Here is a 22,420-nt window from a genome sequence, read left to right on the forward strand (position 1 = left end):
TGTTGCCGACCTTATTGTTGCGGAAGAATTTCAGCGCTAATCAGCACCGGTGGCTCAGCTGGAAAGTCTCGCCAGCCGGTTTCGGCGTGGTAAGGCAACGACTCTACTTCGGCAAGCTTGTCTAAGGTTTCGTAACCGCTGTCAATGACCCCAAAAACCGCATAACCCCAACCATCGACTGGGTCGAGCGAAGGATTGTCTTTCACGTTAAAGAAAAATTGACGTATTGCCGTGTGAGGATCGTTTTGGCGAGCCATAGCAATGGTGCCGTACTTATTCTTCAAACCGTTACCTGATTCGTTGGCAATTGCTGCGCCTTCAGTTTTCGCCGTCAACTCCGCGTCATAGCCGCCGCCTTGAACCACGAAACCAGGTACGATGCGATGAAATATGGTGTTGTCGTAGCTACCAATGTCAACGTATTTGAGGAAGTTTGCTACGGTTAAAGGCGCACGATGGCGGTTCAATTCGACAATGATGTCACCATGTGAGGTGACAAATTTAACTCGCGGAAAAGGGTTATCAGGTTGAATTTCTTTCGCGTAGCTTTGTGCGGGGCTTATCAGTAACCCAAGCCCTAGCACCAGTGATGTCACAAAGTTTTTCATAGTTCACCTTTATTGATTTTAGTTTTGGCAGCGATACACCACGAACTTGGCATTGCTCGCTTGCTGATGCACCTGACTGAATAAACGTTTCAGAGAATGATAATACGGTAGATGACGATTAGCGACCAGCCGCATTTCACCGCCTTTACGCAGTACTCGCCTCGCGTCCCGAAACATTTGCCGCGCGATGTGCTCGGTGATGGCATTTTCTTGGTGAAAAGGGGGGTTACACAGCACTAAATCAACAGACTCACTTGGTTGCTGGCTAAGACAGTCATCGGTCTTGGCTTGATAGTGTGTTGCTGAACCCAAATTGGCGTCGATATTCAATTGGCACGAGGCGACCGCAAGATAAGATTCATCGACCCAGGTAATCGCACTTTGGGGCGAGGTTAACGCATAACTTAACCCCAGAATACCGTTGCCGCAGCCCAAATCAATGACCTGCTGGGCACCTGGCGGGGGCAGGTTATCGAGTAATAAGCGTGCGCCAATATCGAGTTGATTGCGCGCAAACACACCGGGGTAATGGCGTAACGTTAATGGGCTGCCGTCGACCTGCCATTGATTCAGAAAACGTTCAGGCGCGTTGGCAACCTGCCGAATGGTTGCCTTTAACACCCGCGACTTGCGCTGAATGAGTGAAATATCGAGGTTGTCACAGTAGCGGCTAAATAGCTCGCGCACACTCGGCGAGAAGAGCCTGCTTCGTGCCGCGGCAATTAGGGTTGTGCCAGGCTTTAACTGCCGGCTCAATTGCGCCAACTGAAACTCTAATAAAGTTTGGCTCTTGGGCAGTTTCATCAGCACCACGTCGGTCGCGGGCGGTGCCATCGCTAACGGATCTATTTGCTTAAGTTGACAGTCGAGTTGATTCAGCTCGAGGTTGGCTTGTTGGGCGAGGTGACTAATATAGGAAGCGCTACTGCTGGTCACCTGGGTATGCGCGACAGCCATCAATAAGGCGCCTGAGGCATCATTAACCAGAAGAGGGTATTGCACCGATGTGGTTTCCTCCTCATGGTTGATCAATGCTGTGTGCAGAAGCTCATCGGCGGCATCCCATGCTTGCAACGGGTCGCTGGTTCGATGCGGGTAGCGACGTAATTGCCAGCGCCCTGCGACCGTATGCAGCAGTGTGGGGGCAGCGCTCGTGCGTGATGTTCGATGTCTTGACTTTTCCATGGGTTGGACATTTCTCTTCATAACATTCGTGCTATGATAACTAAAAACGTGCAGTGACTATAGGTTTTAAACAAGGTTTTAAACAGTGAAAAAATATGCAGAGATAACCGGTTGGGGCAAATGTTTACCGCCAGCTGTAATGAGCAACGACGATTTAGCAACATTCCTCGATACCTCAGATGAGTGGATTAGAACTCGGACGGGCATCGAAGAACGCCGTGTTAGCGCCGTAGGAACCTCAAAATTAGCCACCGTCGCGGGCCGTAATGCATTAGCAGCGGCAGGGCTTGATGCCAGTGAGCTAGACCTGATCTTAGTCGGTACCTGTACGCCGGATGAGCTGATACCGAACGTCGCTTCGGCAGTGCAGCGTGATTTAGGTTCTAAGTATGCGGCAGCATTTGACTTGAATGCGGCATGCAGTAGTTTTTTATATGGTATGCACTATGCAACCCAAGCGATACGCACTGGGGTCCATAAAAAAGTACTCATCATTGGTGCTGAACGCCTTACGCGCATTCTTGATTGGACCCAACGAGAAAGTGCAGTGTTGTTTGGTGATGGGGCAGGTGCAATGGTTTTGGAAGCAAGTGACACCGAAAGCGGCCTACTGGCGTCGCATGTCACTTGTGACGCTGATGCCCGAGACGTACTCGCGCTGAAATTTGGTATGAGCTTCGACCGCTTTGGTTTCGATGGCATTATGCCATTCAACTTTGTTGGCCAAGAAATTTTTAAACGTGCGGTGAAGGGCATGAATACCGCTGTTGAAAAAGTTTTCGCAGAAACCGGCTTAACCACAGCAGATATTGATTCGTTAATTCCCCATCAGGCAAATAAACGGCTGATCGATTACCTAGCCAAAATGTGTAAAGTGCCCGAAGAGAAAACCGTGATTAATATTCAAAAATACGGAAACACTTCATCGGCAACATTGCCAATCGCGTTCTGCGAGGCCGTCGAACAGGGCATCGTGAAACCTGGTGATACCATCGTTTCGGCAGTGTTTGGTGGCGGCCTTACCTGTGGTGCCGGAATCATCAAATGGGGACAGCGCGTAACGCCTATCCGCCCGAACGATGAAGTGCTTGAAAGTACAGGTGAGTCAGCGCTTGACTTGATTTTACCGTTGCATGAGCAAACGAAATTGGCATGGGAAAAACGTGGAAATGAGTGATTTAATTCGCAGCGAACAACGAGACGGAATTTTATGGGTAAGCTTTAATCGCCCAGAGAAGAAAAACGCCATAACGCAGCAAATGTACCGCGATTTAACTGCGGCATTTGAGCACGCTGAGCGAGACAGCTCTGTTGCGGCCATTGTTTTACAAGGTAGTAACGACTGTTTTACTGCAGGAAATGATTTGCATGACTTTTTGCAAGCAGGGGAACTTGACGAAAACGCTGCACCTTTCGAGTTTCTTTATACTTTAAGCCGTTTAAGCGTACCTGTTGTCGCCAGTGTTGATGGCCCTGCGGTAGGTATCGGCACCACCATCTTGCTGCATTGCGATTTGGTCCTAGCCGGTAGCAATGCGATGTTAGCGTTGCCGTTTATTCACCTCGGTTTGGTTCCTGAAGCCGCATCCAGCCAGTTATTACCTTTACTTTGCGGGCATTTACGTGCTTCAGAACTGTTGTTGCTTGGCGATACCATCGACGCCACTACAGCGTTGAATTACGGCTTGGTGAACAAGGTTGTGGACAGTGACCAATTGCAAGCAGAAACAGAAAAATTGGCGGCACGCTTAGCGAGCAAATCGATTAGCAGCTTGCGGGCCACCAAAAACTTATTAAAACAGCCGACAGAAGCCGTCGCCGATCGTATTTCACGAGAAGCGCAAGTATTCATAAAGGCTCTGCAGTCAGACGCTGCGCGCGAGGCTATCGCGCAAAAACTCCATAAAAAAGGTTAATCGAACCCAAATCGTTTATTTCCTAAGCATCCGCGCTGAGTTCCCTTGCGAGCACGGCGTGGATCATGGATAATGCGCCTCGTTATGGTGGCCTTATTGGTCCCCCCGCAACACGAACTGGTGAATCCGGTCAGGCCCGGAAGGGAGCAGCCGTAGTCAGGGATGTGTGTGCCGGGGTGTGGCTGGTAAGGCCGCCACCCTTCCTTTGGTTTCGTACGCTGCACTGCTCGTTATTCGTACGCTGCGCTGTTCGTGCGCTTCGCTATTCGTACGCTTCGCTATTCGTACGCTTCGCTATTCGTACGCTGCGCTATTCGTTTTTATCCTAAATTACCGCTGTACTTGAATCGATTTTAGATCTCTGTATTTTTATACCTATCGAACATCGAACATCGAACATCGAACATCGAACATCGAACAACGATCAGCGCAGCGTACGAGCAACGAACAGCGAAGCGTACGAACAACGACACTCGAACAGCGAAGCGTACGAACAACGACCAGCGAAGCGTACGAACAACGAGCAACAACGGACCAAAAATGCCAAAGAATATAGAACCCGTCTATTACAGCGATTATCTCAAACTCGATAAACTGCTTGATGCGCAAGCACCGCATAGCCCTAAGTACGGTGATGAAGCACATGATGAAATGCTATTTATTATCGTGCATCAAGTGTATGAGCTTTGGTTTAAACAAGTGTTGCACGAGTTGCGCGCTATTCATGGCGAATTTAGTGCTCCGTTACTTGATGACAAAGAACTCTATCTCGTCGCTCATCGACTACGCCGGGTATTAACCATTCAAGACTTAATGAATGATCAGGTTGGCGTTATTGAAACCATGACGCCGCAAGAGTTTCTCGAGTTTCGTGATTATTTAGTGCCCGCTTCGGGTTTTCAAAGTATCCAATTTAAAGAGCTCGAAATTCGCCTAGGCTTAACTCGTGGCACTCGCGTTGCGTTTGATCAGCAATCGTTTTATAACCGTCTAAATGATGACGACCGCGGCTATTTAGAGCAACTTGAAGAACAACCGACGTTGTTTGACCGGGTTGATGCTTGGTTAGCACGAATGCCTTTTCTTGAGTTCAAAGACTTTAAGTTCTGGGATATGTACCAACACGCGGTCAATGAAGCACTTGACCACGACGAGGCCATTGTTCGCGAAACAGCCGTTGAGCCGCAACAGTTGGAAGCAGAACTTGCGGGCATTCAAGCCAATCGAGATAACTTCGCAGCCTTATTTGATAGTGAAAAGTATCGCCAGTTGCAACAAGAGGGTAGGGTTAAGTTATCGCAAAGAGCTATGTTGAGTGCGCTTTTTATTACCCAATACCGCGAAGAACCGGCTTTCAACCTGGCCTGGCAAGTGATCACCTCACTTGCCGAAATGGACGAAAAGTTAACTATTTGGCGCTATAAACATGCCATGATGGTACAACGAATGTTAGGTACTAAAATTGGTACCGGTGGCAGTTCTGGCCATGATTACTTACGTAAAACCACGGAGCAAAATAGGGTCTTTAAAGACTTCTTCGCAATGGCTACCTACCTGCTGCCGAAAAGCGCTCTGCCTGAATTGCCTTCGCATGTCCGTAAGGCCTTAGGATTTTCGATCGAAACACCGTAAAGCCCTTTGCAAGGCCAGCATTTGCAGTTCAATACGCTGCGCCAGCCAGCGCTGATTCTCAGCGTTGCTGGTGCGCTCTAGTTGACGAAGTGTTGCTTCTACTTCATTTATATAGTCTTCGGGCTGACTATGCGTGACCTTAAACAACTGCTGATCAAACCAGTCTTGAAACTGTTCTTCATTGATTCCCAAACGCTGAATTTGCCTGCGCATCGTGTCGAGCTGCTGGCGTAGTTGCGCGATGGCATCATGCAATGTTGCGGCGGCCTGTGTGGTCATGATTCTCACTGAAGTAGGTTGCATAAAGAACGGCTCAAGATTAGCGGATTTTAGCGCTAATGAGAAGCGAGTCGAAACTACGATAAAGAAGCACTCAATTGCGTCAACACGCCGGATTGGTGCGGTAGGGAACTTTTCGGAAAATTCAGCCTCAAAATTAGGCGATTATTTCGATGAATTAGATGATTTTGTTAATGCTCTGTAAATGCATTTATATGCAGTTTTAGCCTAGGAATAATCTAATATCGGTGGTTGACAGGGTTTGTCTTATCGTGGGAGTATTGAGCAGATTATTGCTTAGAAGTATTTAGGCAATAGCTGCAAGTGTTGATTAAACTCTATTCGTCACTCAAATAACTGGGAAGCTGGCGACATGTCGTTGTCAGCAGAAAGTTAAGTCAAATTGGTTGGGAACTATGACCAAAGTAATCAATAAAAGCAAAATCGCCGCGGCCTTAGTTGGTGCGCTAGCGATAGCAGGTAGCGCTACAGCTGCTGCACAATCGATTTCTACGTTGCAAAACGAAGAAGCGAAAACTCACGAAGCTGATGTTCGTTCACAAGAGAAAATCAACTCGTTGTTCGAGCAGTCTCAAGAACTGTTGTACGAATACCGTGGCATTGTAGATGAGTATGAACAACTCAAAGTCTACAACGATCACGTACAACGTTTGGTTGACGATCAGAATGCACAACTGGCTTCTCTACAGCGTCAGATCGACAGCGTCGAAGACACCAAGCAAGGTGTTGTTCCGTTGATGTACAAAATGATCGACGCTTTGGAGCAGTTTGTTAAGCTGGATATCCCTATCCACCGTGATCGCCGCATGGATCGTGTTCAACGTCTGCGCGACGTGATGGAAAACTCTAACGTAACTACGTCAGAGCAGTTCCGTCAGATCACTGAAGCTTACCAAGCTGAAATGGACTACGGTTCTGGTTTGATCGCTTACGAAGGTAAGTTGACCTTCGAAGGTGAAGAAATCTCTGTTGACTTCTTCCACCTTGGCCGTGCTGCGTTAATGGCGCAATCGCTGGATCTGAAAAACGGTTGGATTTACAACAGTGACACTAATGAGTGGGAAGTCTTAGATGACGCTTACTTAGGTGCACTGACGAAAGCAATCCGTATGGCGCGTAAGCAAACCGCCCCAGATCTTCTTAAACTGCCAATTTATGCAGCGGAGCGTGCAGAATGAACAAACTAGTGAAATCTTTGCTGGTAGCTACAGCATTCTCTCTTTCGGTTGGCGCAAGCTCTGCATATGCGCAAGAACAACCGGTTGCCGAAGCCAAGTCACTTGAACAGTTACTTGAGCTGGTAAAAGAAAACCGTGCTGAGTCAAAGCGCATTAATGCTCAACGTGAAGCTGAATTCACTTCTGAGCGCGCAGACAAGCAAGCACTTCTTAATCAAGCGAAAAAGCAACTTGCCGATGAGCAAGCTCGTGGTCAGCGTTTGCAAACTGAATTCTCTGAAAACGAGATTGCGTTAGCGAACAAAGAAACTGAGCTGCAGAATCAACTCGGTACTTTAGGTGAGATCGTTGGTGTTGCACGTGGTGCAGCTAGCGAAACCATCGGCCGTATCGCTACTTCAATCGTAAGTTCACAATACCCAGGTCGTGAAGACGTACTGGAAAGTATTGCTGAAGCGCGTGAAGTTCCAACGATTAAAGAACTCGAAGAACTTTGGTTAGCTTGGCTAACTGAAATGAAAGAGTCTGGTAAAGTTGTTACTTTCCCTTCAGAAGTAACTTTGCTTGATGGTAGCTCAGAGCAGCGTGATGTTACCCGTATCGGTACATTCAACTTGTTGTCTGATGGCGAATACTTCGTCTACAACGACCAAGCTGAAGAAATTCAACCGTTGGGTAAACAGCCTGAAGGCCACATTCTTTCTGCTGCTGAATCGTTCTTGAGCAACGAGTCAGGTTACGAAGGCGTGTTTGTTGACCCGGCTCGCGGTCAAATCTTGAACCTGGCAACTCAAAAAGCAACGCTTGAAGAACAGTATCATCAAGGTGGCACAGTAGGTTATGTGATCACTGCGGTACTTATCTTAGGTGTTCTGATTGCTATCTGGAAGATCATTACCCTGGGTTCAGAGAGTGCGAAAATCCGTGCTCAGCTTAAGAACACTGGTAATACTTCAACCAAGAACTCGCTTGGCCGTATCTTGAAAGTTTACCATGACAACAAGAGCGACGACGTTGAAAACCTTGAGTTGAAACTTGACGAAGCGATTATGCGTGAAACGCCTAGCGTCGATTCAGGTGTCAACATCATCAAGATTTTCGCCGCAATCGCACCGTTGCTTGGTCTCTTGGGTACAGTAATCGGTATGATTGGTACCTTCCAATCAATTACCTTGTACGGTACAGGTGACCCGAAAATTATGGCAGGCGATATCTCAATGGCGTTGGTAACAACGGCTATGGGTCTAATCGCAGCATTACCATTAATTCTGATCCACGCAGTTGTTGCGGGTCGTGCTAAGAAGATTGTCCACACCTTGGACGAGCAAGCTGCCGGTATTGTTGCCGCGCACGCGGAAAAGGAGTAATCCTATGCTTTACCTGATGGGGCTTTGGGAAACTATCAGGGATTTTTTGAGCACTGGTGGCGACGTTTTATATTTCGTCATGGGAGCGCTCTTTCTCATGTGGGTACTCATGATAGAGCGCTTCTGGTTCCTTACCGCTGTGTTCCCTAAGATGAAGAAAAACATCATCGCTAATTGGGACTCGCGGAAGGACACCACCTCTTGGTACGCTCACAGGATCCGTGAAGCATGGATTTCCGAGGCAGCTGATAAACTGAATGCACGTATGTTGTTGATCAAAACAACCATTGCCATGTGTCCTTTAATCGGACTATTGGGTACGGTAACCGGTATGATTACCGTATTCGAAACAATGGCAACGCAGGGTACCGGTAACCCGCGTTTGATGGCCGACGGTATCTCCATGGCGACGATCCCGACAATGGCAGGAATGGTTGCAGCACTGTCCGGCATGTTTTTTGCGACTCGTTTAGAGTCACAAGTGAAACGTGCTCGTGATAAGTTGATCGACAGTTTGCCACATCATTAAGAGAGAAGAATTATGGCACGTAAACGTATTCGTGAAGAGGAAGATGCAGCGATCGATATGACGCCGATGCTAGACATCGTATTCATCATGTTGATCTTCTTCATCGTAACGACCTCTTTCGTTAAAGAAGCTGGTATAGACGTGAACAAGCCAGAAGCTAGTCAAGCGCAGAAGAAACCTTCTGCCAACATCTTTATCGCAATTCGTGCGAATGGCGAAGTATGGATGGACAAGCGGATGGTTGATGTTGAGCGCGTAGGCGCAAACATTGAACGTTTATTGGCAGAACAGCCAACTGATATCGTAGTGATTCAGGCGGACGAAGAAGCCAAACATGGCGTTGTCGTTGAAGTCATGGATCAAATCAAGGAAGCGGGTATTGACAAGATATCCATAGCCGCAGAGGACGATTAATATGGTGCGCTTTATAGTATCAATACTATTAGGTGCTGCAGCTACGTTCCTCCTGTTCGCGTTCATGGCATTCTTGATCAGCGGGGGCGACGGGCGAAATGCACCGCCTCCGCCATCATCAGTCATCGAGATTGTTACGCAGCCGCCGGATTCGGAAGTGGATCAGCGTCGTCGGACGCCACCACCGCCGCCACCGCCGCCAGCGCAGCCGCCCGAGACTCCGCCAAATGAACCAGATTCGTCTGATTCAGATGGTATGAACATGGACTTAGGTTTTGACGTTGATGTTGGTGGTACCGATACAGGGTTTGACGCTAGTGGTGCGATGATGCGTGATGGCGAAGCCACACCTATCGTACGTATCAACCCGCGTTATCCCCCAGCTGCGGCCCGCGATGGTATTCAAGGTTGGGTAATGCTTCGCTTTACGATTGATGAAGCTGGTGGTGTAACTGATGTTGAAGTTATTGACTCAGAACCACGCCGGGTATTCGATCAGGAAGCACGTCGAGCGCTGTTGCGCTGGAAGTACAAACCGAAAATGGTTGACGGGAAACCGGTACGCCAGCCAGGACAAACCGTCCAGCTCGACTTTAACCTGGACCAGGAGTAATTAATGATGATGCACAAAAAACTCACTATGCTGATTAGTGCGAGTGTATTGTGTGGTGCGCTAGTAGCAGGTTCTCCTGTTGCTAGTGCGCAAGACATCAATTACAACTTGCCTACTCCAGAACAAGTCGAACAACGCAAGGCTAATCGTGATAACCGCACGGTTTCTGAGCGAATCGGTCGACGCATCATGGAGGCTTATGAGCTTTACAGTGAAGAAGAGGACATCGATGGCGCGATTGCCGTCTTAGAAGAACTCGAACCACGTCAAGCTTATGATGTCGCCTACGTTAACCGTTTCCTCGGTAACCTGTACGCTGCTGATAATCAAATTGAAGCAGCGATGCGCAGAACGAGTTCAGCAGCTGATGCCAATGTGCTTGGTTGGAACGACCAAGCGGCCGCATTGAAACTGGCAGCTGATATTAGCTTGCAGCTAGAAAACTATCGTGATGCGTTATCGTATTACGACAAGTGGTTGCAGTTCACTGGTGAACCAGACCCGGAAGTTTTCTTGCGTATTGCTAACGCGTTCTATGAACTTAAGCAATTCGATAAGATCATTCGCGCCGCTGATTTAGCAATTCAACATTACGAAGAACCCAACAAGAACCCATACGTTTTGAAAGTAGCGTCGTATTACGAACGTAAAATGTATGCGGATGCAATTGACGTGTTAGAAGCAGGTCTTGAGCTACTACCAACTGAATCAGTTTGGTGGAGCCAACTGGGCATGATGTATATGCTCGAAGAAAAGATCGACAAAGCTTTGCAAACACTTGAAATTGCCTATCTTGCGGGCTATTTGGATAAAGAAAGCCAAATCAAAGCGATCATTCAGTTGTATGGTAATAACGGAATTCCGTACGATGCTGCTGAAATGATGGTCAAACACTTGGAAGCCGGAGATGTAGAGAAAACTGCACGTCATTACTACAGTGCAGCAAGTAACTATGAAATGGCGCGTGAATACGCTCGTTCTGCTGACATGTATGCCTTAGCTGCAGAGTTAGAAGATGACGTATCACGTCGTGCTGACTACTATCGCCGTAAAGGCACTGCGCATTTACGTGCAGAAGAGTATCAGCAAGCGGCGGATGCTTACATTAAAGCGATTGACTTAGGCTACGAGAAACCGGGCAGTGTCTATATGTCACTGACTGAAGCTTACTTCTATCAAGATAAATTCAGCCAAGCGTTGAAGTATGTCTTAGAAGCTAAGAAGTTCTCGGAACAGCGCCGTAACGCGGCTAGCTGGGAATCCTATATTCGCAGCAAAGCAAGCAATCGGGGTATTTCACTCTAGTTGTAGCAACCTTGCTAGTAAAAAAGTTGTAAAGCCCCGCTTCGATAGCGGGGCTTTTTTTTGCCTTTTGCGCTATAGTTAATCGTGAAACTACAGGAAATAATGAGGTTCCAACTATGAACAATATGAAAAAATCTGTTGCCGTAACGGTCGGCGCATTATTAGCCGGCGGTATGTCTGTACAAGCAGCAAGTGCTAATCCTTTTAGCTATTCTGATCTGGGCTCTGGCTATCAACAGCAAGAGAGCAAAGAGCGCGAAGCTAAGTGCGGTGAAGGCCGCTGTGGCGAAGACGCGAAAGCCAAAATGAAAGAGAAAGCCGAGGAAGCCAAGTGTGGTGAAGGCAAGTGCGGCGAAGGCAAATGTGGTGAAGAGCACAAAGCTAAGATGACAGAAAAAGCCGAAGAAGGTAAATGCGGCGAAGGCAAGTGTGGCGAAAAACACAAAGCTAAGATGTCTGAGCAAGCTGAAAAAGCCAAAGAAGGCAAATGTGGCGAAGGTAAATGTGGTGAAGGGAAGTGCGGCGGACAGTAGGTTTAGGTTTACGCCGTGAATTCCTAACTGATGTACTGGAGCTTGAACCGCAAATAGGCTTTTGGGAACTTGCTCCAGAAAATTGGTTTCCACGAGGGTCGCAGGCTCAGCGCACGCTTGATCGGGTGCGTGAGCAGGCCCCTTTAACGAGTCATGGCCTGTCGTTGTCGATTGGTAGTCCAGATCCTATCGATGTTGGCTTTGTTAAACAGGTCAAAGCGTTCCTTGATCGGTTTAATATCGCTATCTACAGCGAGCACCTAAGCTATTGTTCAGCGGGCGGTCACTTGTATGACTTGCTACCGATGCCATTCACCGCTGAAGCGGCATCCTATGTTGCTGAGCGGGTGAAGCAGGTGCAAGACATTATTGAACGTCCGTTGGTGCTGGAAAACGTGTCTTATTATGCCAACTTTGGCGGTGAGCTTTCGGAGCTAGAGTTCATCAATCAAGTCGCAGAAGAAGCGGACTGTAAGCTTTTGCTGGATGTAAATAACGTTTTCGTTAATAGTGTTAACCATCGCTACAATGCTCATGATTTCATCCGCAGTTTACCATCCGCACGCATTAGTTATGGCCATATTGCCGGGCATAGTGAAGAGTATGATGACCTTTTTGTTGATACCCATGGCGCGGATGTGAAGCAGGAAGTATGGCAACTATTAGCGTTTGCGTATGAATGTCATGGTATTTTTCCAACAGTCCTCGAGCGCGACTTTAATATCCCACCGTTAACACAATTGCTGCAAGAAGCTGATAAAGTTGTGTCATGCCAAACCAATTATGAGCGACGAGATGTCAAAGCCGTTTCAACAGATCCAGCTTGAATTTGCCCAATGGTTAAGGGAAGAAACGACACAGGAAAAGGGATTTGGTTCAATAGAGCCACGGCGTACGGCTATTTATAAGCGCTTAATTCACGCCAATATTGAGCAATTTATCGATTCGGGCTTCCCCGTACTACGCAAGACCCTTGACGACGCTCATTGGCAACAGCTCAAGCGTGATTTTATTGCCCAACATCGCGCGCAATCACCGTTATTTTCAGATATTGGCCGTGAGTTCCTAAACTTTTTAGTAGCTGAGCAACAGCTCTTGAGCGAGTACCCAGACTGGCTGTTTGAATTAGCTCAGTATGAACGAATGGAAGTAGACGTGCAGTTTGCCGATCTTGAATCCAAGTATAGACCTTTAGATAGCTTCGATGCGGCCACACCTCTGTACCTTAACCCAACGGCTCAGGTGGGTATTTTTGACTACCCTGTGGCACAAATATCGAGCTCATTTAGACCCGACAAGAAGTTGGCAACACCTTATTTTGTGTTGGTTTACCAAAACCAGCACGGCAAGGTTCAGTTTATTGAACTCAACTCTTTGACAGCTCTTGCATTAGATATGTTGCAGCAGCAACCGCTCAACTTGCAGCAATTGAGTGAGGCCTTATCCGACCAGTTGCCAAATTTCACCATAGAACAACTCTATGAAGGCTTTGCGGCGATTGCGGCAGACTTTGCAGAGCGGTTCGTGTTGTTAGACAAGTCGTAATCGAGTATGATCTGCCCCGCAAAATTTAGCTAAGGCGATGAACGTCAAGAGGTACTAAACATGGCAAATGATCAAGATTTCCGTGACCCATCAGGTGCATTGATGGGCTGGTTGGCAGTTCTGGTAGTTGTTGCAGTGCCATTATTACCTGCAACCGTAAAATGGTTCCAACTCCTCAGCGCTTAACATTCCAAAAGGCAAATTATGTCAACCAAGCTATTGTTGGTGGAAGATAACGCTTCCACGCGCGCGAGTTTGCTAGAGACACTCGCAGCGACCCCCTTTGTGGTTAGCTGTGCGAATGATGGTTTAGATGGCCTTAACCAAGCCAAGGCGACGCCATTTGATGTTGTTCTTATCGATCATAAAATGCCGTTAATGGACGGCTTGAGCCTGATCCGCACCTTGCGAACGTTACCTGCTTATGCGCAGACACCGTTAATTCTGCTATCCACCCAAGACAGTAGTCAGTTAGACGAAATGGGGCAGCGCTCAGGGGCTGACTTAAGTTTAGCGAAACCGGTAGACGGACAACGCTTACTCGAGTTGCTAGCTGACTTATGGCAGACCATGCAAACGCCTAAGCAATCGGCCCAAATATGACTCAAGCAACAGCACCAGAGATACGTCCGCTTATTCGGGCGATCCATGATTACCCTAAACCAGGTATCGTGTTCCGCGATATCACTCCGTTACTGAGCGATGACCAAGGGTTTCAACAAACCATTGATCACCTAGCCGAACGTTATGCACAGCAGGGCATTACTAAAATTGTCGGAATAGAAGCGCGTGGCTTTATTTTTGCTACGGCACTGGCCTACGCTATGGGCATTGGCTTTGTACCGCTACGTAAACCCGGAAAGCTGCCAAGTACAACTCTGCAAAAGCGTTATCAACTTGAGTATGGCGAGGACGCGTTAGAGATCCACGCAGACGCGTTAACCCAGCACGACAAGGTGGTGATCGTAGACGATCTCTTGGCCACCGGAGGCACAGTGCTAGCTGGCGTCGAACTCGTGAGTGACTTGGCTGCGCAGCTTCATGAGTGTGCCTTCATTATTACTTTAAATGAATTACCAGGTGTCGAGCGCCTGCGCGATGCCGCTATTCCTTACTATACCCTGTGCGAATTTTGAGGTAACGTAAGAGCATTGTTTGATCAGTGATACCCGCAGTTCTACAAGGAAGCTAGCATGAGCTATCAAGTGCTCGCCCGAAAATGGCGACCGCATAAATTCGCAGAAGTGGTTGGCCAGCAGCATGTGTTGAAGCCAGTCATGAATGCGTTGCAATCTGGTCGGTTACATCATGCCTGGTTGTTGACCGGTACCCGGGGCGTGGGTAAAACCACCATTGCACGGATCTTAGCGAAAAGTTTGAACTGCGAAAATGGCATCACGGCGGAGCCTTGTGGAACCTGTGCTGCCTGTGTTGCCATTGATGAAGGACGATTCGTCGACTTGTTAGAGATCGACGCCGCATCACGAACCAAAGTTGAAGATACCCGCGAGCTATTAGATAACGTTCAATATCGGCCAACCCATGGTCGTTACAAAGTCTACCTGATAGACGAAGTACATATGTTATCGCGCCATAGCTTTAACGCGTTGCTAAAAACGTTGGAAGAGCCGCCGGAACACGTTAAGTTTCTGCTGGCCACCACAGATCCGCAGAAGCTGCCGATTACCGTGTTATCACGGTGTTTGCAGTTCAACCTGAAAGCGCTTGATCGACAAGAAATTTTTGATCATTTGGCCTTTGTGCTGCAGCAAGAAGCCATTCCATTTGAAGACGCCGCGCTAACCGCGATTGCGCGTGCTGCGCAGGGCAGTATGCGCGATGCCTTGAGTTTGACCGATCAAGCGATTGCGCAGAGTGAACAGCAGGTCACCATGGCGGGTGTGCAGCAAATGCTTGGTGCGGTACCAAGTTTTGAACTTGCGACACTGCTCGAGCAAGTGCTTGCAGGCAAGGGCGAAGCGTTACTATCGACCTTGACGCGGGTTGCCGGCCAAGTACCAGACTTGAGTAGCCTTCTTGCCGAATTACAGAACTTTGTGCATCAATTGGCGTTGGTGCAAGCGGTACCAGAAACCGCTGAGACCTTAGGGTTAAGTACCGAAGATCAGCACTTAGCTCAGCACCTGCCGGCGGAACTGTTACAGGTGTATTACGATATTCTTGTGCAAGGCCGCCGTGATCTTGATTATGCCGCGGATGTGCGCAGCGGTGTCGAGATGACCTTGTTACGACTTATGGCGTTCCGGCCACAGAAATTATCGATTGTTGAGCGTTCGCCAGCGGCAGTGACGCAGGTGGAAACACACCGTTCGGCGACGACAGCGGCAGCAGCAGAAGAAAAGTCCGCGGTGCCTGAGTCTCGCTTAGGCAATGAAACTCCTGACGTACCTGTGTCAGCGATGCCAGAGCCTGCACCGGAACCGGAGCCCGTTTCAGAGCCGGTCCCAGAGCCAACACCAGAACTCGTATCAGAGCCGGCCCCTGAGCCAGAACCTGAGCCAGAACCAGAGCCAAAACCAGAGCTAAGCACGGCACCAGAACCAGAGCCAGCACCGTCACCCGAGCCGGCAACTCAACCAGAGCCTGAGCCGCCGCAAGAAGCGGCAGCAGAGACACCGGAAGATAGTCTTTCAGCTTTGCTCGAAACGCGCGAATTGTTGCAGCAAAAAAAAAATCCTGAAATCTTAGCGGAAACGCGCAGCGCAGCTGAAGTTGATCGTTGGGCGGCGCTCATCGATAGCGTAGAGCTCGAAGGATTGGCGCGGCAACTGGCGCGCAACAGCGTCTTGCAGAAGCAAGATAACGGTTATGTTCTGGTGGTGCGAGAGGCCTGGCAACACTTACTGAACGATGGCGCCTGTGCGACGATTCGATCGGTTTTTGCGGAGGCCCTTGATTTACAGTTATTGGACATCATTATTGGTAATGCAGAACATGCGACGCCGTTTGAAATTCAACAGCACATTGATGCCGAACGACTCGCCCAAGCTAAACGGCTTTTAGCAAGTGACCCTTTGGTCAAAGAACTGCAACAGTCGTTCGGTGCTGAGTTACAAGAAGACTCAGTGAAACCACTTTAGTAAAGACAAATAAGAGGTCAGTATGTTTAAAGGTGGAATGGGAAATATGATGAAGCAAGCGCAGCAAATGCAAGAGCGCATGCAACAAGCCCAAGAAGAAATTGCCAACCTAGAAGTGACCGGTGAAGCCGGCGCCGGCATGGTTAAAGTGACAATGCTAGGGAATCACAACGTGCGTCGTGTGAATGTCGACCCAAGCTTACTTGAAGACGACGATCAAGAAATGCTGGAAGACTTAATTGCCGCGGCGATTAATGATGCCGTGCGACGTGTCGAGCAAACCACAAAAGAGCGGATGTCAGAAGTGACCGGTGGAATGAATTTACCACCAGGTATGAAGCTACCATTTTAAGGGGCACTCGCCATGCGATTAAGCCCAGCTATTACAGAGCTCATGCGCGCACTAAGGACATTGCCTGGGGTGGGTCCTAAATCCGCCCAACGTATGGCGTTTCAAATTCTGGAACGCCAACGTGAGAACGGCTTACAACTGTCTCAAGCTTTGGCACAAGCCATTGAGCGGGTCGGGCACTGCGATGTTTGTCGTACTCTTACAGAGGCACAGACTTGCGAATTGTGTGCTGATGAAAAGCGTCGTAGTGCGGGCTTATTGTGTATTGTGGAAACCCCAGCAGATGTCTTAGCAATTGAGCAAACCGGACAGTACAAAGGCTGCTACTTTGTGCTGATGGGGCATCTATCGCCCCTTGATGGCATCGGGCCGGAGGATATCGGTCTTGATAAGCTCGCCGAGCGTTTAGCTACGGAAGGCATTAGTGAAATTATTTTGGCCACGAACCCGACCATTGAAGGCGAGGCGACGGCGCATTACATTGCGGAACTCGCACGTCAACATCACATCAATACCTCGCGCATCGCTCACGGTGTTCCTGTCGGTGGTGAGTTAGAGTATGTTGATCAAGCCACCTTAGGCCACGCGTTTAGTGGCCGAAAACGTATCGATTTTGATGCGTTTTAAGACTTGAATTCGTTTATTACGTCCCCATCTCTGCTCTAGTGTTCATCAACAATAGTGCAGGAGAGTCCACTATGGCGGAGACCCGTCAAGCAGAAACCCATGGGTTTCAGACTGAAGTGAAGCAACTGCTTCACCTGATGATTCATTCGCTTTATTCCAACAAGGAAATCTTTCTACGCGAACTGGTATCCAATGCCTCAGATGCGGCGGATAAGTTGCGTTTTAAAGCGTTGAGCGATAGTAAACTGATTGCCGATGATGCCGAGCTGCGCGTACGCGTCAGTGTCGACAAAGAGGCCGGTACCATCACCATTAGCGATAACGGTGTTGGTATGACGCGTGATGAAGTGATGAGTAACCTCGGTACCATCGCCAAGTCTGGTACGTCTGAATTTTTCAGTAAGTTGTCAGGCGATGAAGCCAAAGACAGCCGCCTGATTGGTCAATTCGGCGTCGGTTTTTATTCTGCCTTTATCGTTGCCGATAGTGTTCTAGTTCGCACCCGCGCTGCTGGCTCACAGAGCAATGAAGGTGTTGAATGGAGTTCTCAAGGTGAAGGCGAATTTGATCTTCGTCTGATTGAGAAGGCACAACGCGGCACTGATATTATTTTACAGGTGCGCGACGATGCCCAAGACTTCCTCGATGAAAGTCGCTTAAAAGGCATTATCACCAAATACTCAGATCATTTGAGCATTCCAGTGCAAATGCCAGAACGTGATGACGATGGCAAAGCCACCGAATGGAAAGCGGTAAACTCTGGACAGGCGCTGTGGACGCGTGAAAAAAGCGACATTGGCGATGACGAATATAAAGAGTTTTATAAAACCATCGCGCATGACTTCGAAGACCCGCTGTTGTGGAGCCACAACAAAGTAGAAGGCACCCAAGAATATACCAGCTTGCTCTATGTTCCGAAGCGCGCGCCTTGGGACCTTTGGAATCGTGAGCAGCAACACGGTATTAAATTATATGTGAAGCGGGTGTTCATTATGGACGACGCACAACAATTAATGCCTACCTATTTGCGCTTCGTACGCGGCCTTATGGATTCGAATGATTTGCCGCTGAACGTGTCGCGTGAAATATTGCAAGACAACAAAGTAACGCGCGCAATGCGTAGTGGCAGCACCAAGAAAGTTCTTGGTATGCTGAAAAAGCTTGCCCGTGATGATGCCGAAGCCTATCAAGAGTTTTGGAATACCTTTGGCACAGTGCTCAAAGAGGGGCCTGCGGAGGACCATGCGAACCAAGAAAAAATCGCTGAATTATTGCGTTTTGCTTCAACCCATGAAGACAAGACCGAAGCGACTGTTAGCTTAGATGCTTACCTGGAGCGCATGCCTGAGCAACAAGACAAGATTTATTACATTGTTGCCGATAGCTATGAAGCGGCGCGTGATAACCCAGCGCTTGAAATCTTCCGTAAGAAAGGCATCGAGGTCTTACTTCTATCTGAGCGCATCGATGAATGGCTCATGAGTCATCTTACCGAGTACAAAGAAAAGGCTTTCCAAAGCGTTACGCGTGGCGACCTTGACCTTGGTGACTTAGAAGATGAAGAAGCCAAGCAACAGCAAGAAGAGCTTGAGAAGACCTTTGAAGAGCAAGTGAAGCGTTTTGAAAGTGCGCTTGGTGACAAGGTTAAAAGCGTTCGTGTAACCCATCGCCTAACAAGTTCGCCGGCCTGTATCGTTACCGATGAAAACGATATGAGCACGCAGATGGCGAAATTGATGGAAGCGGCTGGGCAAGCAGTGCCAGAAACGAAGTATATTTTCGAACTAAACCCGGAACACACGTTGGTACAACGCGTTGTGTCGGTGGAAGACGAAGCGAAGTTTTCCGAATGGGCACAGTTACTGCTTGACCAAGCGACACTGGCAGAGCGGGGCAGCTTGAAAGACCCAGCTCAGTTTGTGACGCGGTTAAACCGCTTAATGATGGAGCTAACAGACTTGTAAAGCGGGCCTCTAGGCGGTAAAGTTCGACCTAAATACCATGCAAACCGAAAATGACAAAAGAGGTTGTAAATGCGCATTATCCTGTTAGGCGCGCCAGGCGCAGGGAAAGGTACCCAAGCGCAGTTCATCATGAAAACCTTTGGGATTCCGCAAATCTCAACGGGCGACATGTTACGAGCTGCAATCAAAGCGGGTACTGAACTAGGACAGCAAGCAAAAGCGGTAATGGATGCGGGGAAGCTCGTATCCGACGATATTATGATTGGGCTTGTCAAAGAGCGCGTTGCGCAACCTGACTGTCAAAACGGTTTTCTTTTGGATGGTTTTCCGCGCACGATTCCACAGGCGGATGCGATGCAAGAAGCTGGTATCGATGTCGACGTGGTTTTAGAGTTTGCAGTACCGGACGATGTCATTGTCCAGCGTATGAGTGGCCGTCGTGTACACCCTGGCTCAGGTCGGGTTTATCATGTACAACATAATCCGCCGAAAACTGAAGGCAAAGACGATGTGACCGGTGATGATTTGATCATCCGCGATGACGATAAAGAAGAAACCGTACGCAAACGGTTAGCTATTTATCATGAACAAACCGAGCCATTAGTTGCGTATTATCGTAAACTAGCTGACCAAGGCCAGACAGCGTTCCACAAAGTTGACGGAACGCGTGATGTCGAAACCATCAGTCAAGAGCTTGGTGAGTTACTCGGCTAACTGTTGCAGAGTTTTTGCCAACCTATGTTGATTCGACAAAGCCCACCTTGTGTGGGCTTTTTTGTAAACGTTTCTAAGGAGAATAAAAAATGACGGTCGATCTATCTATAAGTATGCTTTACGCCGGGTTGCTTGCGTTACTCTATTTTGCGCTGGCGGTGATGATTATTCGCCTGCGCTGGCGCGATCGGGTTGGTATCGGAACCGGTGAATCGAAAGATCTTGAAGTTGCTGTACGCATTCATGGTAACTTCGCCGAGTACGTACCTTTTACCCTGTTAATGTTAGTGCTGATGGAGCTCAGCGGTGCGAGCCCGATGTTATTGCATAGCCTCGGCGGATTGCTGTTTGTTGCACGTATTTGCCATGCTATTGGCTTGCGCATGACGATTGGTCCGTCATGGGCTCGTACGATTGGCGTGTTAGGTACTTTCACCGTGTTGCTAGTGCAAGCGGGCTACATGATTGGCTACGTGGTTGGAACCCAGTTATGAGTTCAGCGCTCTCAACAGGTATTCATGTAAGTGGTGAGGCCACCAATCCGCCGGTAGTACTGTTGCATAGTTCGCAAAGTAATAGTGGTCAGTGGCGAGCCTTAAGCCAACAGCTTGAGTCAAGTTACTATGTGATTGCGATTGACCTACTAGGGTATGGCAAAGCACCATCGCCAGCAGTCGACGATGCCCATAATTTTCGTTTTGCTGACGAGCTAGGGCGAATTGTTGAAGCCGTTAAGGCACTGGCCGGTGACCAGCCTGTGCTCTTAGTGGGTCATTCCTACGGCGGCGCTTTGGCGTTAAAACTGACTTTAGAACAGCATTTCCCAGTGCGTGCGTTAGCGGTCTTCGAACCGGTAGCCTTTCACGTACTCGATGCCTCAGATCCTGCGCGCCAAGAAATTGATGCTATCGCAGAACAAATGTACCAAGAAGATAAAATGGCTGCCACGGCCGCCTTTGTCGACTACTGGAATCAGCCAGGTTATTTCTCTGCGCTCCCGCCAAAAATACAGCAATTGATGGCAAGCCAAGCGGAGAAAGTCACCATGGACTTTGCCGCACTAATGGGCGAACCCCATCAGCTGAGCGACTATGCTGACATTACGGTGCCAGTATTACTGCTTCGCGGCAGCCAAACCCAAGCCAGTGCCAAGCGTGTGGCCGAACAACTGGCCAAGGTACTGCGCGAGGTGAAGGTGCAAGACGTTGACTGTGGTCATATGGGACCACTGACCCATGCGGGCGTTATTAACCCGTTGTTGCTTGAGTTTATTGCGCAACAACATGCGGTAGCCACGTGTGATTAACCGTAGCAAAGGGCAATACTCAGGCGCGCGTGAGGCATTTGCCTTGTGGCAACAGCAGCCAGACTTGGTTTACCTTGACAGTGCTGCAAGCTGTCAGGTGCCAGAAATTGTGCTGCAGCGCTACTTAGATTATTACCGCGGCGAGCATGCGAATGCTCACCGTGGAGCGTATCCAATGGCCCAGCATGCAACGGAACTGCTCGAGCAGGCACGAAGCTATTTGGCGCGCTGGCTAGGAACTGATGCGACGCAACTGGTATTTACCGCCGGAGCAACCCATAGCCTTAATCTATTAGCGCAGGGCCTGCGTATTGATTGGCAACCGGGTGACGAATTGGTGGTGAGTCGCGCTGAACATCATGCCAACTTCTTGCCATGGCAACGTTTGGCTGAGCAACACCAACTGGCCTTGCGTTGGCTCGACCTCGACCCGACAACCGGGCAACTGCCTGACGATTGGGCTGAGGTAATAGGGCCACGCTGTAAGCTTGTTGCAGTGACCTTAGCGAGTAATATCACCGGGCAAGTACTGCCAGTGCAGGCGATTTGTCAGCGCGCTCGAAGCGTCGGTGCCATTAGCTGCGTTGATGCCGCGCAAGCGGTGTCGGCACTACCTATTGATGTGACTAGCTTAGGTTGTGATGCCTTGACCTTTTCGGCCCATAAAATGTACGGCGTGACTGGCTGTGGTGTGCTCTATGCAGCGACATCTTTACAGTCGCAGCTCGATCCGGCTTGGTTGGGGGGCGGTATGGTTGCGCAGGTAACGCCTTCAGCCAGCCAGTGGTTAGCAGGGGTGCAAAAATATGAAGCTGGCACCCCAAACACCGCCGCGGTTGTGGCGTGTGCCGAAGCTGCTAAATGGCTCGAAGAGCAACGCCAGTTAGGTCTTGGCGACTACGTACAAAAACTTGCCGATGATTGCGTGGTTGAGTTGCGCAAGCGGCCATGGTTGAAGGTGTTACCGAGACCTTCAGCGGCGTTGCCTTTGTTTAGTTTTTTCGCACCTGCGATTCACGCCTTTGATATTGCTAGCTTTCTGGCCGAACAAAACATTGCAGTACGAGCAGGCAGCCATTGCGCACAGCCACTTTTGTCGCACTGGCAGCACGAAGCGGTGGTCAGAGTGTCCTTTGGCGCCTATAATACGCCCGCCGATTGTGAGCGTCTGCTCGCAGCCCTAGATGAAGCTTACCAGCTGTTTATTGAAGACTAACCAAAAAGAGAATGA

26 protein-coding genes and 1 other RNA gene are annotated in these 22,420 nt (G+C 49.0%); 24 read left to right on the forward strand and 3 right to left on the reverse strand.

From position 1 onward, the window contains the following. Positions 1 to 11: 11 nt before the first annotated feature. Together PSI9734_RS01145 and PSI9734_RS01150 are read right to left on the reverse strand one after the other, a co-directional pair. Positions 12 to 608: a peptidylprolyl isomerase gene (locus PSI9734_RS01145; protein WP_173919280.1), complete on the reverse strand. Its 597-nt coding sequence runs from the start codon at positions 606 to 608 to the stop codon at positions 12 to 14. A gap of 18 nt (positions 609 to 626) precedes the next feature. Further along, the gene (locus tag PSI9734_RS01150) at positions 627 to 1,793 is read right to left on the reverse strand and encodes a methyltransferase (protein ID WP_173919281.1); all 1,167 of its coding nucleotides are present in this window, start codon (positions 1,791 to 1,793) and stop codon (positions 627 to 629) included. A gap of 85 nt (positions 1,794 to 1,878) precedes the next feature. Here PSI9734_RS01150 and PSI9734_RS01155 point away from each other — a divergent pair, with 85 nt between their 5' ends. The 4 genes from PSI9734_RS01155 (at position 1,879) to PSI9734_RS01170 (ending at position 5,341) form a co-directional block, all read left to right on the forward strand. Next, positions 1,879 to 2,970, forward strand: coding sequence for a ketoacyl-ACP synthase III (locus PSI9734_RS01155; RefSeq protein WP_173919282.1), 1,092 nt, complete (start codon positions 1,879 to 1,881; stop codon positions 2,968 to 2,970). After that, positions 2,963 to 3,709, forward strand: coding sequence for an enoyl-CoA hydratase (locus PSI9734_RS01160; protein ID WP_173919283.1), 747 nt, complete (start codon positions 2,963 to 2,965; stop codon positions 3,707 to 3,709). The genes PSI9734_RS01155 and PSI9734_RS01160 overlap by 8 nt, the downstream gene beginning before the upstream one ends. Positions 3,710 to 3,803: 94 nt before the next feature. Next, positions 3,804 to 3,900, forward strand: an RNA gene (gene ffs, locus PSI9734_RS01165) — signal recognition particle sRNA small type. Between the two features lie 349 nt (positions 3,901 to 4,249). Then, positions 4,250 to 5,341 carry a tryptophan 2,3-dioxygenase family protein gene (locus tag PSI9734_RS01170; RefSeq protein WP_173919284.1) on the forward strand — a complete coding sequence of 364 codons (1,092 nt, stop codon included), beginning with the start codon at positions 4,250 to 4,252 and terminating at the stop codon, positions 5,339 to 5,341. Here the strand turns inward: PSI9734_RS01170 and priC are convergent. Next, on the reverse strand, positions 5,315 to 5,644 hold the full coding sequence (gene priC / locus PSI9734_RS01175; protein ID WP_173919285.1) for a primosomal replication protein PriC: 330 nt from the start codon (positions 5,642 to 5,644) through the stop codon (positions 5,315 to 5,317). The genes PSI9734_RS01170 and priC overlap by 27 nt on opposite strands. 392 nt (positions 5,645 to 6,036) lie before the next feature. Here priC and PSI9734_RS01180 point away from each other — a divergent pair, with 392 nt between their 5' ends. The 20 genes from PSI9734_RS01180 to PSI9734_RS01270 all read left to right on the forward strand — a co-directional run bounded on the left by PSI9734_RS01180 (position 6,037) and on the right by PSI9734_RS01270 (position 22,405). Then, complete coding sequence (locus PSI9734_RS01180) at positions 6,037 to 6,819, forward strand: DUF3450 domain-containing protein (protein WP_173919286.1); 783 nt, start codon at positions 6,037 to 6,039, stop codon at positions 6,817 to 6,819. Beyond that, a complete protein-coding gene (locus tag PSI9734_RS01185; protein ID WP_173919287.1) occupies positions 6,816 to 8,186 on the forward strand; it encodes a MotA/TolQ/ExbB proton channel family protein in 1,371 nt (456 codons plus the stop codon). Before PSI9734_RS01180 ends, PSI9734_RS01185 begins: the two co-directional genes overlap by 4 nt. Before the next feature lie 4 nt (positions 8,187 to 8,190). Beyond that, complete coding sequence (locus PSI9734_RS01190) at positions 8,191 to 8,715, forward strand: MotA/TolQ/ExbB proton channel family protein (protein WP_173919288.1); 525 nt, start codon at positions 8,191 to 8,193, stop codon at positions 8,713 to 8,715. A gap of 12 nt (positions 8,716 to 8,727) precedes the next feature. Continuing rightward, positions 8,728 to 9,129 carry an ExbD/TolR family protein gene (locus tag PSI9734_RS01195; protein ID WP_173919289.1) on the forward strand — a complete coding sequence of 134 codons (402 nt, stop codon included), beginning with the start codon at positions 8,728 to 8,730 and terminating at the stop codon, positions 9,127 to 9,129. 1 nt (position 9,130) lies between these two features. After that, a complete protein-coding gene (locus tag PSI9734_RS01200) occupies positions 9,131 to 9,742 on the forward strand; it encodes an energy transducer TonB (protein WP_173919290.1) in 612 nt (203 codons plus the stop codon). Between the two features lie 3 nt (positions 9,743 to 9,745). Beyond that, on the forward strand, positions 9,746 to 11,047 hold the full coding sequence (locus PSI9734_RS01205; RefSeq protein ID WP_246194673.1) for a tetratricopeptide repeat protein: 1,302 nt from the start codon (positions 9,746 to 9,748) through the stop codon (positions 11,045 to 11,047). A 116-nt stretch (positions 11,048 to 11,163) separates the two neighbouring features. After that, entirely contained in the window at positions 11,164 to 11,580 is a 417-nt protein-coding gene (locus PSI9734_RS01210) for an HvfA family oxazolone/thioamide-modified RiPP metallophore (protein ID WP_173919291.1), read from the forward strand. Beyond that, the gene (locus PSI9734_RS01215) at positions 11,565 to 12,407 is read left to right on the forward strand and encodes an HvfB family MNIO-type RiPP peptide maturase (protein WP_173919292.1); all 843 of its coding nucleotides are present in this window, start codon (positions 11,565 to 11,567) and stop codon (positions 12,405 to 12,407) included. The genes PSI9734_RS01210 and PSI9734_RS01215 overlap by 16 nt, the downstream gene beginning before the upstream one ends. Further along, positions 12,376 to 13,125 (forward strand): HvfC family RiPP maturation protein, encoded by a 750-nt coding sequence (locus PSI9734_RS01220; RefSeq protein ID WP_173919293.1) that lies wholly within the window; start codon positions 12,376 to 12,378, stop codon positions 13,123 to 13,125. The genes PSI9734_RS01215 and PSI9734_RS01220 overlap by 32 nt, the downstream gene beginning before the upstream one ends. Positions 13,126 to 13,185: 60 nt before the next feature. Next, the gene (locus PSI9734_RS12070; RefSeq protein ID WP_281351411.1) at positions 13,186 to 13,311 is read left to right on the forward strand and encodes a hypothetical protein; all 126 of its coding nucleotides are present in this window, start codon (positions 13,186 to 13,188) and stop codon (positions 13,309 to 13,311) included. Positions 13,312 to 13,329: 18 nt separating this feature from the next. Continuing rightward, positions 13,330 to 13,728: a response regulator gene (locus tag PSI9734_RS01225; protein ID WP_173919294.1), complete on the forward strand. Its 399-nt coding sequence runs from the start codon at positions 13,330 to 13,332 to the stop codon at positions 13,726 to 13,728. Beyond that, positions 13,725 to 14,261, forward strand: a complete 537-nt coding sequence (locus PSI9734_RS01230; protein ID WP_173919295.1) for an adenine phosphoribosyltransferase — start codon at positions 13,725 to 13,727, stop codon at positions 14,259 to 14,261. Before PSI9734_RS01225 ends, PSI9734_RS01230 begins: the two co-directional genes overlap by 4 nt. Before the next feature lie 57 nt (positions 14,262 to 14,318). Beyond that, positions 14,319 to 16,226 carry a DNA polymerase III subunit gamma/tau gene (gene dnaX, locus PSI9734_RS01235; protein ID WP_173919296.1) on the forward strand — a complete coding sequence of 636 codons (1,908 nt, stop codon included), beginning with the start codon at positions 14,319 to 14,321 and terminating at the stop codon, positions 16,224 to 16,226. A gap of 22 nt (positions 16,227 to 16,248) precedes the next feature. After that, positions 16,249 to 16,578 carry a YbaB/EbfC family nucleoid-associated protein gene (locus PSI9734_RS01240; RefSeq protein WP_173919297.1) on the forward strand — a complete coding sequence of 110 codons (330 nt, stop codon included), beginning with the start codon at positions 16,249 to 16,251 and terminating at the stop codon, positions 16,576 to 16,578. 12 nt (positions 16,579 to 16,590) lie between these two features. Continuing rightward, positions 16,591 to 17,205 carry a recombination mediator RecR gene (gene recR, locus PSI9734_RS01245; protein WP_173919298.1) on the forward strand — a complete coding sequence of 205 codons (615 nt, stop codon included), beginning with the start codon at positions 16,591 to 16,593 and terminating at the stop codon, positions 17,203 to 17,205. Positions 17,206 to 17,276: 71 nt separating this feature from the next. Continuing rightward, the gene (gene htpG, locus PSI9734_RS01250; RefSeq protein ID WP_173919299.1) at positions 17,277 to 19,169 is read left to right on the forward strand and encodes a molecular chaperone HtpG; all 1,893 of its coding nucleotides are present in this window, start codon (positions 17,277 to 17,279) and stop codon (positions 19,167 to 19,169) included. 69 nt (positions 19,170 to 19,238) lie between these two features. Then, complete coding sequence (gene adk / locus PSI9734_RS01255; RefSeq protein WP_173919300.1) at positions 19,239 to 19,883, forward strand: adenylate kinase; 645 nt, start codon at positions 19,239 to 19,241, stop codon at positions 19,881 to 19,883. Positions 19,884 to 19,972: 89 nt separating this feature from the next. Beyond that, positions 19,973 to 20,377, forward strand: coding sequence for an MAPEG family protein (locus tag PSI9734_RS01260; protein ID WP_173919301.1), 405 nt, complete (start codon positions 19,973 to 19,975; stop codon positions 20,375 to 20,377). After that, complete coding sequence (locus tag PSI9734_RS01265) at positions 20,374 to 21,189, forward strand: alpha/beta fold hydrolase (RefSeq protein WP_173919302.1); 816 nt, start codon at positions 20,374 to 20,376, stop codon at positions 21,187 to 21,189. Before PSI9734_RS01260 ends, PSI9734_RS01265 begins: the two co-directional genes overlap by 4 nt. After that, positions 21,182 to 22,405, forward strand: a complete 1,224-nt coding sequence (locus PSI9734_RS01270; protein WP_173919303.1) for an aminotransferase class V-fold PLP-dependent enzyme — start codon at positions 21,182 to 21,184, stop codon at positions 22,403 to 22,405. The genes PSI9734_RS01265 and PSI9734_RS01270 overlap by 8 nt, the downstream gene beginning before the upstream one ends. Positions 22,406 to 22,420 lie beyond the last annotated feature (15 nt).

This window comes from Pseudidiomarina piscicola, assembly GCF_902806985.1.
Classification (GTDB): domain Bacteria; phylum Pseudomonadota; class Gammaproteobacteria; order Enterobacterales; family Alteromonadaceae; genus Pseudidiomarina; species Pseudidiomarina piscicola.